Below are 12,043 nucleotides of genomic sequence, written 5' to 3'. Positions count from 1 at the left end.
CCGACCTGCTGCAGGCGCTGTACGGCCGCAACGGGGAGTCCCCGGTGGCGGTGGTGGCGCCGCGTTCGCCGTCGGACTGCTTCGAGACCGCCATCGAGGCGGTGCGCATCGCGGTCTCGTATCACACCCCGGTGATCGTGTTGTCCGACGGCGCGATCGCCAACGGCTCGGAGCCGTGGCGCATCCCGGACGTCGGCTCGCTGGAGCCGATCGCGCACACGTTCGCCAAGCCGGACGAGCCGTTCCAGCCGTACAACCGCGACCCGGAAACGCTTGCCCGGCAATTCGCCGTTCCCGGTACCCCCGGGCTCGAGCACCGCATCGGTGGTCTGGAGGCGGCGAACGGCTCCGGCAACATCTCCTATGAGCCGGTCAACCACGACCTCATGGTCCGGATTCGGCAGGCCAAGATCGACGGCATCGCCGTGCCCGACCTCGAGGTCGACGATCCGACCGGCGACGCCGAGCTGCTGCTGATCGGGTGGGGCAGCTCGTACGGGCCGATCGGCGAGGCCTGCCGGCGCGCGCGGCGCAAGGGCATCAAGGTCGCGCACGCGCACCTGCGCAACCTCAGCCCGTTCCCGGCGAACCTCGGCGACGTGCTGCGCCGTTACCCGATGGTGGTGTGCCCGGAGATGAACCTGGGTCAGCTGGCGCTGATCCTGCGCGGCAAGTACCTGGTCGACGTGCAATCCGTCACCAAGGTCCAGGGTGTGGCCTTCCTGGCGGACGAGATCGGGCGCCTGATCCGCGCCGCGCTGAGCGGCACGCTGGCCGAAATCGAGCAAGACAAGAAGATGGTCGCCAGAATGGCGGCAGCAACGGTTGGAGCGGGAGCTAGCGAATGACGGACCTGATCGGCACGGACCTCGGGGTGACCCCGAGGCTGTCCAAGAACGACGGGGTCCCCACGCTGTCGGCGGAGGACCCGCCGCAGAAGGGCAAGGACTTCACCAGCGATCAGGAGGTCCGTTGGTGCCCCGGCTGCGGTGACTACGTCATCCTCAACACCATCCGCAACTTCCTGCCCGAGTTGGGCCTGCGCCGCGAGAACATCGTGTTCATCAGCGGTATCGGCTGCTCCAGCCGGTTCCCGTACTACCTCGAGACGTACGGGTTCCACTCGATCCACGGGCGGGCGCCGGCCATCGCGACCGGCCTGGCGCTGGCCCGCGAGGACCTGTCGGTGTGGGTGGTCACCGGCGACGGCGACGCGTTGTCGATCGGCGGCAACCACCTGATCCACGCGCTGCGCCGCAACGTCAACATCACCATCCTGCTGTTCAACAACCGGATCTACGGGCTGACCAAGGGCCAGTACTCGCCGACCTCGGAGGTCGGCAAGGTCACGAAGTCAACCCCGATGGGCTCGCTCGATCAGCCGTTCAACCCGGTGTCGCTGGCGCTGGGCGCCGAGGCGACCTTCGTCGGCCGCGCGCTGGACTCCGACCGCGCCGGCCTGACCGAGGTGCTGCGTGCCGCCGCCGAGCACCGGGGCGCCGCCGTCGTCGAAATCCTGCAGGACTGCCCGATCTTCAACGACGGCTCCTTCGACGCGCTGCGCAAGGAGGGCGCCGAGGAGCGGGTGATCAACGTCCGCCACGGCGAGCCGATCGTGTTCGGCGCCAACGGCGAATACTGCGTGGTTAAGTCGGGCTTCAGCCTGGAGGTGGGCAAGACGGCCGACGTACGCACCGACGAGATCGTGGTGCACGACGCGCACGCCGACGACTCGGCCTACGCGTTCGCGCTGTCCCGGCTTTCGGACCAGAACCTCGACCACACCGTGCTGGGCATCTTCCGCAACATCAGCCGCCCCACCTACGACGACGCGGCGCGCTCTCAGGTCCACACCGCGCAGGCGTCGAAGCCGTTCGACTCCGCCGCGCTGCAATCGCTGCTGCGCGGGCGCGACACCTGGACCGTCGACTGACGTGGCCGACCAGGTGCCCGACACAGTGTCACTGGCCGGGGTAATAGTCGCTGGAGGTGAGTCGCGCCGGATGGGCCGCGACAAGGCCACCCTTCCCGGCCCCGGCGGATCCGGCACGCTCGCCGAATACGTCGTCGGCATCGTGGCGCAGCGCTGCGAGCCGGTCTTCGTGATGGCCGCCCCGGGGCAGCCGCTGCCGTCGCTGGAGGCCCGCGTCCTGCGCGACGAGGTGCGCGGGCTGGGACCACTGCCGGCGACCGGGCGCGGACTGCGCGCGGCCGCGGAGGCCGGCGCGAAGCTCGCGTTCGTCTGTGCCGTCGACATGCCGCTGCTGACAGCTGAACTCATCGACGACCTGGTCCGCCTCGCCACCGAGACCAACGCCGAGGTGGTGTTGCCGTGGGACGGCCGCAGCCACTACCTGGCCGCGGTGTACCGCACCGATCTCGCCGACCGGATCGGCGCGCTGGTCGCCGCCGGCGAGCGCCGAATGAGCGCCTTGATCGACGCCTCGGATTCGCAGCAGATTGTGCTGCCCGATTCGCGCGCGCTGACGAACGTCAACACCGACGCGGAACTGCGCGCGGCGACCCAGGCGCGCGTCTGACGCCAATCGGTGCCGCCATTTAATTGGCGACCGACGCGCTGTTCGATAAACACTTTGCGTTAATTCAGCCATCAATTTCGGCATAATGCGCTATTGGCATGGCCTTCTTATTTGCTCTTCCATCGTTATCTGCGGATGGCGCCTGGGCTGAGCCGCGAATGGCCTTGGCGCAGCAGCGTTTTCATGGCGCCGGCCGACGCAATAGCGCACATTGTCGCTTCGGAAACTCGCGGGCACCCTGGCAAATTGAGGCCTGCGACTCGCGACGTGCCGGGCGATCGTGCAGCTCGCGCGAAAGAGTTTGCAACGGTTGCCAATTGGGCCGCTATTACGAAACACGTTGCCGTGCAGATAGTTTCGTAGGACTGCAACCCTGTTCCTCGATGTCGGCGTGTCAGAAGCGAACTCGCGTATCTTGTTGTATGCTGCGGCGTTCTGCCGCGGCGGCGTCGGAACGCAGGAGGGGCGCCTCAACCCGCCCCGGGCACCGGCAAACACGTGTGCCAGGTCACAAAAAGGGCGTGATTCGGCTCACGATTCGATTGTGATTCCGACGGATGGGCACGGTGCTAAAACGCGCGACTGACCTGCAGAAATGATTCCGCGGCCGCCTCGTGATCGGCTCGTTACCTAACCGAGATATCAGCTTTCCGAAGATGACGAATGCGCCCGGGTTTCGTACGGTCCCTGGTAGCCCGAACGGGTTAACGGATAAGTAATCGAAAATTGAAAACACGGACCCGCGTGCGAGCGGGGCTGCGGACGGCATGGAAGCGCCGCGGCCCGGGGTAGTACCCCGCCGGGCAGATCGAGAGCCCGCCGCTGTCGTGCCTGAACGAGACGGCACGTCCCAGAGCACCTTTTCGGCAGTAACCAAGCACCTCCGACCCACTGCGGTGGGTCTGGTTTGGCGCGCGCACCGCGAAAGGAAGAAATTTTGAAGAACGTCCGCAAGACGCTCATCCTCGCCGCGATCTCCGGCACCCTGGTGACGGTGCCCTCCGCCACCGCCACCGCGGAACCGATGGGCTTTGACCCGAACGTTCCCCCCATCGGGGCCCCCGACGCGCCGCCGCCGCCGGCGCCGGACGCCCCGCCGGCAGCGCCGGCGGCCTTCGACCCCAACGTTCCGCCGCCGGCGGCGCTTCCGGACGCCCTGGCGCCGGTAGATATGCCTCCCGCGCCGGCACCGGCGGGCTTCGACCCCAACGTTCCGCCGCCGCCCCCGGCGCCGGACGCCCCGCCGCCCGCTCCCGTGGGCTTCGACCCGAACGTTCCGCCGCCGCCGGCGCCGGACGCCCCGCCCCCGCCGCCGGTTCACAAGGCGTACAGCGTGAACTGGGACGCCATCGCGCAGTGCGAGTCGGGTGGCAACTGGGGCATCAGCACCGGTAACGGCTTCTCCGGTGGTCTGCAGTTCACCTCGAGCACCTGGCACGCCAACGGCGGCTCGGGATCGCCCGCCAGCGCCAGCCGTGAGGAGCAGATCCGGGTGGCCGAGAACGTGCTGCACTCGCAGGGCATCGGCGCGTGGCCGGTCTGCGGTCGCCGCGGCTGACCTGCGCTGTCAATAGAGGTACAAGTAGTGCCGGGCGCGACGGCCCGGCACTACTTGTTTACGGGGTTGTTTACGGGGGCTCGGGTAGCGTCGGGCCGGTGACCGCAACGCCGCGCGAATTCGACATCGTCTTGTACGGGGCGACCGGGTTTGTGGGCAAGCTGACCGCCGAATACCTGGCTCGCGCCGGAGCGGGCGCGCGGATCGCGCTGGCGGGCCGGTCGCCGGACCGGCTGTGTGCCGTCCGCGACACCCTGGGCGAATCGGCGCGGGAGTGGCCCGTCCTGACCGCCGACGCCGCGTCGCCGTCGACGCTGGGCGAGATGGCTGCCCGGGCGCAAGTCGTCGTCACGACGGTCGGGCCCTACACCCGCTATGGGCTGCCGCTGGTGGCCGCGTGCGCGGCGGCGGGCACCGATTACGCCGACCTGACCGGCGAGCCGCCGTTCATGCGCAGCAGCATTGACCTCTACCACAAGCAGGCCGCCGACACCGGCGCCCGCATCGTGCACGCCTGCGGGTTCGACTCGATCCCCTCGGATTTGAGCGTGTACGCGCTGTATCAGGCGGCGCAGCGGGACGGCGCCGGGGAACTCGGCGAAACCCACTTCGTGGTGCGCTCCCTGCGGGGCGGATTTTCCGGGGGCACCTACGCGTCGCTGCTGGACGTCCTGCGCACCGCCTCGAGCGACCCCGACGCGCGCCGCCAGCTTGCCGACCCCTACACGCTGAGCACCGACCGCGGCGCCGAACCCGAACTCGGCCGGCAGCCCGACCTGCCGTCGCGCCGCGGGGGCGAACTGGCGCCCGAGCTGTCCGGCCTCTGGACCGCGGGATTCCTGATGGCGCCGACGAACACCCGCATCGTGCGGCGCAGCAACGCGTTGCTGGACTGGGCGTACGGTCGGCGGTTCCGCTACGACGAGAGCATGAGCGTTGGGTCGTCGCCCCTCGCGCCGGTGGCGTCGATCGTCCTCGGCGGCGTCGGCAACGCGACGTTCGAGTTGGGCAGTCGCTACTTCCGGCTGCTGCCGCGGCGCCTGGTGGAGCGGGTCGTCCCCAAGCCGGGGACCGGTCCGAGCGGGCAGGCCCGCGAGCGCGGCTACTACCGGATCGAGACCTATACCACCACGACCACCGGCGCCCGCTACGTGGCGCGCATGGAGCAACGGGGCGACCCGGGTTACAAGGCCACCTCGGTGCTGCTGGGGGAGAGCGGCCTGGCGCTCGCGCTGGACCGCGACAAACTCTCCGATCTGTTGGGCGTGCTGACGCCCGCGGCCGCGATGGGCGACGCGCTGCTGGCGCGACTGCCCGCCGCCGGGGTGTCGCTGCAGACCGAACGGCTGAGCTGATCCCGGTTGGCGCAACGGCTTTCGATCCGGGTCCGCTGGGTCTAATGTCGTAATCGACTTGGCTCTACTCGACGAAGGTGGACACACCGATGGCCGGTCTCGATGATCTGTACTCCCAGATTCCCACCGCTGAAATCGCGAGCAAGCTCGGCGCCGACGAAGGCGACGTCGACAACGCTGTTCACACCCTGGTGCCGGCCCTGCTCGGCGGCCTGCTATTCGGTTCCGGCGGCGGCGGCGGCGCCGGCGGACAAGGGGCTCTCACCGGCGGTGCCGGTGGCAACGGCGGCAACGCCGGCCTGCTGTTCGGTGCGGGTGGGTCGGGCGGCGCCGGTGCGACATCTATTACCGCCGGGACCGGTGGCGCGGGCGGCAATGGCGGCAACGCCGGCCTGTTGTTCGGGGCCGGCGGGTCCGGCGGCGCCGGAGCGCAATCGCTAGCTGCCGGCGTCGCCGGTGGCGCGGGCGGCAACGGCGGTAGCGCCGGGCTGCTGTTCAGCCCGGGCGGTGCCGGCGGCAGCGGCGGGTTCGGCAATACGGTGGGCGGCGCCGGTGGGGTCGGCGGCAGCGCCCGGTTGATAGGCGCGGGCGGGGCCGGCGGCGCCGGAGGGGACAGTGGCACCCTCGGCGGTGCCGGCGGAACCGGCGGCAACGCCGGCATGCTGTACGGCACCGGTGGCGCCGGCGGCGTCGGCGGCGGTGGCGGCACCACCGGGGGTGACGGCGGTGGCGGCGGCATTGCGGTGTTGTTCGGCGACGGCGGCGAAGGCGGCGCCGGCGGATTCTCGGGCACCGGCACCGGCGGCAACGGCGGAAACGGCGGAAACACGCTGTTCGGCTTCGGCGGCAACGGCGGCATCGCCGGGTTCGGCATAGGCACGGACGGCAAGGCCGGCAAGGCCGGAACAGGACTGTTCGGCTAGGGCTGTTCTAACGTGGGGGGTGCCGACCACCTAGGCTGACGATGCGCAGTTTGGGCGGCCGCACGAAGGAGCAAGCCACTATCTCAAGGTATTTCGACCGTTGACCGGCGTCTCGCAGCTGCTCGGCGCAATCGCCTTGATCGCTCTGGGCGGGCTTTTCGCCGCTATCGACGCCGCCGTCAGCACCGTGTCGCTGGCCCGAATCCAGGAACTGGTGCGCGACGAGCGGCCCGGCGCGGTGTCCCTGCTGAAGGTGATGACCGAGCGGCCCCGCTACATCAACCTGGTGGTGCTGCTGCGCATCATCTGCGAGATCACCGCGACCGTGTTGCTGGTGGTCTTCCTCTACGACAACTGGGGCATGAAGTGGGCGTTGTTCGGCGCGGCCACCATCATGGTGGTAACCAGCTTCGTCGTCATCGGGGTCGGGCCGCGCACCCTCGGGCGCCAGCACGCGTATTCCATCTCCCTGGTGACGGCCCTTCCGCTGCGAGCGATTTCGTGGTTGTTGATGCCCCTCAGCCGGCTGCTTGTGGTCCTGGGTAACGCACTCACCCCGGGACGGGGATTGCGCAACGGCCCGTTCGCCTCCGAGATCGAACTGCGCGAGGTCGTCGACCTCGCCCAGCAGCGCGGCGTGGTTGCCGCCGACGAACGCCGGATGATCGAGTCGGTCTTCGAGCTCGGTGACACCCCGGCGCGCGAGGTGATGGTGCCGCGCACCGAGATGATCTGGATCGAAAGCGACAAGCTCGCCAGCCAGGCGATGAACCTCGCCGTGCGCAGCGGGCATTCCCGCATCCCGGTGATCGGCGAGAACGTCGACGACATCGTCGGGGTGGTGTATCTGAAAGACCTTGTCCAGCAGGCCTTCTCGTCTCCCGACGGCGGGCGTGACACCAAGGTGTCCGAGGTGATGCGCCCGGCGGTCTTCGTGCCGGACTCCAAGCCGCTGGACGCGCTGCTGCGGGAGATGCAGCGCGACCGCAACCACATGGCCCTGCTGGTCGACGAGTACGGTGCGATAGCCGGCCTGGTCAGCATCGAGGACGTGCTGGAGGAAATCGTCGGCGAGATCGCCGACGAGTACGACGAGGCGGAAACCGCCCCGGTAGAAGAACTGGGCGACAAACACTTTCGGGTTTCGGCGAGGCTGCCGATCGAAGACGTGGGGGAACTCTACGACGTGGAATTCGACGACGACCTCGACGTCGACACCGTGGGGGGCCTGGTCGCCCTGGAATTGGGTCGGGTGCCGCTGCCGGGGGCCGAGGTGGTCTCGCACGGCCTGCGGCTGCGCGCCGAGGGCGGCCCGGACCATCGCGGGCGAGTGCGCATCAACACCGTGCTGCTGAGCCCGGTCGAGTCCGACGGCGCCGACGGATCGACCGAGGAGGCCGATCACCATGGCTGACGAGCTGAACGCCGAGGATGCCAAGCTGGTGGTGCTGGCGCGCGCCGCGATGGCCCGCGCCGAAGCTGACAGCGGCGCCGCGGTGCGCGACGCGGACGGTCGCACGTATGCCGCCGCACCGGTCGACTTGCCGACGCTGAAGCTGAGCGGGCTGCAGGCCGCGGTCGTCGCCGCCGCCTCCAGTGGGGCGACCGGCCTCGAGGCGGCTGTCCTGGTTGCCGGATCCGCCGACGATCCGGGCATCGTCGCGGTTCGCGAACTGTCACCGACGGCCGTGATCATCGTCACCGACCGCGCCGGCAACCTGCTATGAGCGCCGAGACGACCGAATTCCGTTCGGGCTTCGTATGTCTGGTCGGTCGGCCGAACACCGGCAAGTCGACCCTGACCAACGCACTCGTCGGCGCCAAGGTGGCGATCACGTCGACGCGGCCGCAGACCACCCGGCACACCATCCGCGGGATCGTGCACCGCGAAGGCTTCCAGATCATCCTGGTCGACACCCCCGGCCTGCATCGGCCGCGCACCCTGCTGGGCAAGCGGCTCAACGACCTGGTCCGCGATACCTACTCCGAGGTCGACGTGATCGGGTTGTGCATCCCGGCCGACGAGGCCATCGGGCCGGGCGATCGCTGGATCGTCGAACAGATCCGTGCGGTCGCGCCCAAGACCACGCTCGTCGCGGTCGTCACCAAAATCGACAAGGTGCCCAAGGACCGGGTGGCCGCGCAGCTCGTCGCCGCCAGCGAATTGGTCGGCGGCTCAGCCGAAATCGTGCCGGTGTCGGCCGTAACCGGCGCGCAGGTCGACGTGCTGATCGACGTGCTGGCGGCGGCGCTGCCCGTCGGACCCGCGTACTACCCCGACGGCGAGCTGACCGACGAGCCCGAGGAGGTCCTGATGGCCGAGCTCATCCGCGAGGCCGCCCTGGAGGGGGTTCGCGACGAGCTGCCGCACTCGTTGGCGGTGGTGATCGATGAAATCAATCCGCGGGACGACCGGGATGATCTCATCGACGTGCACGCCATCCTCTACGTCGAGCGGGACAGCCAGAAGGGCATCGTCATCGGCAAGGGCGGCGCTCGGCTGCGGGAAGTGGGGACCGCCGCGCGGGCCCAGATCGAGAAGCTGCTGGGCACCAAGATTTACCTCGACCTGCGCGTCAAGGTTGCCAAGAACTGGCAGAGCGACCCCAAACAGCTTGGCCGGCTAGGTTTTTAGCACCCGGATGGTCTCCATCGACGGGTCGGCCGCGTCGGGGATGTTCATCCCGGCCCGCACACCGGAGCGCAAGTAGTCCAGCACGGCGTCGTTGAGGCACTCGCCGGGGACAACGGCCGGTATGCCGGGCGGGTACGGCGTCACCTGCTCGGCGGAGATCCGTCCCGCCGCCCGATCGCTGGGCACCGCCTCGACGCGTCCGAAGAACGCGTCGCGCGGCAGGCAGACATTCTCCAATTGCAGCTCGTCGGGCGACGGCAGGTCGATTCGCGGCGGGGGGTCGAAATCGTCGGCCGCCCGGCGCCATTCGCCCAGCGCCTGGGTGAGGCGTTCGGCGGTGGTCTTGTCGTCGGCGAAGGACAGCGTCGCCAGGATGCGGCGGTGATCGCTCATCCCGATGTCGACCTGAGCGTGCGCGCGCAGCCAGTCGGCGGCCTGATAACCCGAAGTGCCCGTGGCCGATACGTCCATCAGCACCTGCATCCGGTCCAGGTCGTGCGATGCCTGCACCCCGAGCAGCTCGTCGTCGAGCACCTCTACATCGGGAATCCGTTCAATTTCGTCTCGCAGCTGGTGCGCCAAATCCAATGCGGCGCCCAGCAATTCGTGACCCTGTTCCACCATCTGCCGTCGCCAGCCGTCCATCGCCGAATACACCAGCACGTTGGGGCTGGTGGTCATCAGCAGGTCCGCGCACGCCGAGAGGCGGTCCTGGTCGATCAGATCGCCCTGCAGGTGAAACACCGAGCCCTGCTCGAAACCGGCGCCCATCTTGTGCACGCTGACGACGCAGACGTCCGCGTTGGCATCCATCGCCCAGGTCGGCAGGTCCTCGTGGAAGGGAAGGTGTGCGCCCCACGCCTCGTCGATGATCAACGGCTTGCCGCGCGCGTGGCAGACGTCGGCGATGCCGGCGATGTCCGCACATGTCCCGTACGGACTGGGGCTCACGATCAACGCACCGGCGGCGTCGGGGTGCTTCTGCCAGGTCTCCTCCACCTGTTCGGGGGAGGGCGGATGCGAGAAGTGACGCTCCGCGTCCCAGCGGGGGGTGATCCAGCGGGGCTGCACGCCCGAGAAAATCAGGCCCGCGACGATGGACTTGTGGCTGTCCCGGCCCACGAGCAGGCTGCCGTCACCGCCGGCCACCGCCATCATCGCCGCCTTCACCGCCAGCGAGCTGCCGCACGTGGAGAACCACGCGACGTCGGCGCCGACGGCGTCGGCCATGAGATCCTCCGCGCGCTTGAGGAACCCGTTGCTGGTGCGGCGGTCATCGAGCCCGCCGCTGGCCAGCACGTCGTCCAGGAACGGTTCGCGGCCCAGCACCGCGAGGACCCGGTCATCGGTGCCGCGCCCCTGCCGGTGGCCCGGCGGGGTGAACCCGTAGCGGTTCTTGTCGCGGTAGTCGGCCAGCGCGTTCAGCAGCGGAGCATCGGATTGATCCATGGCAGGGGGATACCCGGGTTGTCACGGGCTATGTCCGCGCCCCACGGTTCGGGCGGCGCGACTATCTGCGCGGCGGCGCTCCGGCAGGCGGGGTGTCGCTGCCCGCATGCCACCACACCGTCGGCTGCTTGGTCGACCAGCCGCAGACGGCCTCCAGCTCGGCGGCCAGCGAGATGAGCAGCCCCTCGCTATTTGCCGGACCCATGAGCTGCACCCCGATTGGCAAACCCTCGGACGTGAATCCCGCCGGCACGTTGATGGACGGCCAGCCCAGCAGGTTCCACGGCCAGGTCAACGGGCACGCGGCGATCATGGCGCGGTCGGTGCCGAAGCCGCCCAGCCGGTCGAAGGTACGCGCCAGCGGCGGGGGCTGGGCGGTGGTCGGCGCGAGCACCACGTCGACGATGTCGAAGATCGAGCCGACCCGGCGCTGGTCGGCGGCTTCGTGGCGGCGCGCGCTGCGCAGGATCGCCTCGCCCATCACGTGCCCCACGCGAAAGTTGGACAGCGTGCGGGGGTCCCAGTTGACGCCGTCGCCCAGCCGCTCCTCCCATTCCCGCAGCCCCGCGGTGGACCGGGCCAGGAAATTCCACGACAACCGCAGTCCGTAATCGGGGTTGCCGGGCACGACGGTGTGGCCCAGGAGCTGCAACTGATTGCCGACGGCCCGGGTCGCGGCCAGGATCTCCGGGTGCAGCTTGGCCCGGAAACCGGTGTAGGGGAACCGCGTTGACAGCGCGATGTTGAGCGGCCCGGGCGCCTTCCCGACATAGTCGGACGCCGTGATCGGCGGTGGTTTGTGCCGGTCGCCCTCGACGTTGCCCGACGCGGCGTCGAGCACCAGCGCGGCGTCCTCCACGGTGCGCGCCAACACGCCGTTGACCGTGATCCCGTTGAACGCCTCCGGCAGGGGCCAGGTGGAGATGCGGCCGCGCTGCGGCTTGATGCCCACCAGGTGCGTCCACGCCGCGGGGATGCGCACGCTGCCGGCGCCGTCGGAGCCGATCGCGGCCGTGACCAGGCCGGCGGCCACCGCGGCCGCGCTGCCCCCCGACGATCCGCCCGGCGTGTGCCGGCGCGACCAGGGGTTGCGGGTGTGTCCGAATCCGGGACCGCTGGTGAACGGCCATTGGCCCAGTTCGCAGGTGTTCGTCTTGCCCACGATGACCGCGCCGGCGGCTTTCAGGCGGCGCACCACCTCGGCGTCCTGGGTGGCCGGTGCGACGTACCCCTCGGTGCCGAACGCGGTCGGCACCCCTTTGACGTCGACGTCGTCTTTCACCGCGATCGGGATGCCCAGCAAGGGGGCGGTGTCGCCGGCCGCGCGGCGTCGGTCGGCCTCCGCCGCGTCGGCCAGCGCCGATTCGGTCAGCACCACCCGAAAGGCGTTGAGCGTCGACTGGCTGGTGTGGATGGCGTGCAGGGAACGGCTCACCAATGTGGTGGACGTCACCGCGCGGCTGGCCAGCTGATACAGCAGGTCGGTCAGCGTGGGCAGGCGCTGGTGGCCGGATCCGGCGAGGGACCCGGCGCCCGACCCGGAAGCGCCAATCACGGGGTACGAGACTAACGGCGCGGATACC

9 protein-coding genes and 2 pseudogenes are annotated in these 12,043 nt (G+C 69.5%); 9 read left to right on the top strand and 2 right to left on the bottom strand.

All coding sequences use genetic code 11. The features are described 5' to 3' along the window. From A9X00_RS06225 to era, 9 genes and pseudogenes are all read left to right on the top strand, one after another. Positions 1-848, top strand: a pseudogene (locus A9X00_RS06225) (2-oxoglutarate ferredoxin oxidoreductase subunit alpha); the annotation flags it as partial. Next, positions 845-1,933, top strand: a complete 1,089-nt coding sequence (locus A9X00_RS06220) for a 2-oxoacid:ferredoxin oxidoreductase subunit beta (protein WP_067150570.1) — start codon at positions 845-847, stop codon at positions 1,931-1,933. The pseudogene A9X00_RS06225 and the gene A9X00_RS06220, both read left to right, overlap by 4 nt. Before the next feature lies 1 nt (position 1,934). Beyond that, positions 1,935-2,540: a molybdenum cofactor guanylyltransferase gene (gene mobA / locus A9X00_RS06215; protein ID WP_082974736.1), complete on the top strand. Its 606-nt coding sequence runs from the start codon at positions 1,935-1,937 to the stop codon at positions 2,538-2,540. A gap of 937 nt (positions 2,541-3,477) precedes the next feature. Continuing rightward, positions 3,478-4,098 (top strand): transglycosylase family protein, encoded by a 621-nt coding sequence (locus A9X00_RS06210; protein ID WP_067150564.1) that lies wholly within the window; start codon positions 3,478-3,480, stop codon positions 4,096-4,098. A 98-nt stretch (positions 4,099-4,196) separates the two neighbouring features. After that, positions 4,197-5,453 carry a trans-acting enoyl reductase family protein gene (locus A9X00_RS06205; RefSeq protein WP_067150561.1) on the top strand — a complete coding sequence of 419 codons (1,257 nt, stop codon included), beginning with the start codon at positions 4,197-4,199 and terminating at the stop codon, positions 5,451-5,453. A 206-nt stretch (positions 5,454-5,659) separates the two neighbouring features. After that, a pseudogene (locus tag A9X00_RS30580) lies at positions 5,660-6,376 on the top strand (PE family protein); the annotation flags it as partial. A 100-nt stretch (positions 6,377-6,476) separates the two neighbouring features. After that, positions 6,477-7,790 (top strand): hemolysin family protein, encoded by a 1,314-nt coding sequence (locus tag A9X00_RS06195; RefSeq protein WP_067150554.1) that lies wholly within the window; start codon positions 6,477-6,479, stop codon positions 7,788-7,790. Further along, entirely contained in the window at positions 7,783-8,103 is a 321-nt protein-coding gene (locus A9X00_RS06190) for a cytidine deaminase (protein ID WP_067150550.1), read from the top strand. The genes A9X00_RS06195 and A9X00_RS06190 overlap by 8 nt, the downstream gene beginning before the upstream one ends. Continuing rightward, positions 8,100-9,011: a GTPase Era gene (gene era / locus A9X00_RS06185; RefSeq protein ID WP_067150548.1), complete on the top strand. Its 912-nt coding sequence runs from the start codon at positions 8,100-8,102 to the stop codon at positions 9,009-9,011. The genes A9X00_RS06190 and era overlap by 4 nt, the downstream gene beginning before the upstream one ends. Here era and A9X00_RS06180 read toward each other — a convergent pair. Both A9X00_RS06180 and A9X00_RS06175 read right to left on the bottom strand, forming a co-directional pair. Next, complete coding sequence (locus A9X00_RS06180) at positions 9,000-10,460, bottom strand: aminotransferase class I/II-fold pyridoxal phosphate-dependent enzyme (RefSeq protein ID WP_067150545.1); 1,461 nt, start codon at positions 10,458-10,460, stop codon at positions 9,000-9,002. The two genes, era and A9X00_RS06180, sit on opposite strands and share 12 nt — an antisense overlap. 61 nt (positions 10,461-10,521) lie before the next feature. Next, positions 10,522-12,015 carry an amidase gene (locus A9X00_RS06175; protein WP_067150542.1) on the bottom strand — a complete coding sequence of 498 codons (1,494 nt, stop codon included), beginning with the start codon at positions 12,013-12,015 and terminating at the stop codon, positions 10,522-10,524. Between the last annotated feature and the right edge of the window lie 28 nt (positions 12,016-12,043).

Origin of the sequence: Mycobacterium sp. 1245805.9, from assembly GCF_001672915.1 — a bacterium.
GTDB lineage: Bacteria > Actinomycetota > Actinomycetes > Mycobacteriales > Mycobacteriaceae > Mycobacterium.
The sequence above is the reverse complement of the archived record's forward strand: the minus strand, read 5'-3'. Positions and strand labels throughout refer to the sequence as shown.

Coding starts and splice junctions, on each gene's coding strand:
- A9X00_RS06180 (WP_067150545.1), bottom strand. CDS start 10,460: ATGGATCAATCCGATGCTCCGCTGCTGAACGCGCTGGCCGACTACCGC.
- era (WP_067150548.1), top strand. CDS start 8,100: ATGAGCGCCGAGACGACCGAATTCCGTTCGGGCTTCGTATGTCTGGTC.
- A9X00_RS06220 (WP_067150570.1), top strand. CDS start 845: ATGACGGACCTGATCGGCACGGACCTCGGGGTGACCCCGAGGCTGTCC.
- A9X00_RS06190 (WP_067150550.1), top strand. CDS start 7,783: ATGGCTGACGAGCTGAACGCCGAGGATGCCAAGCTGGTGGTGCTGGCG.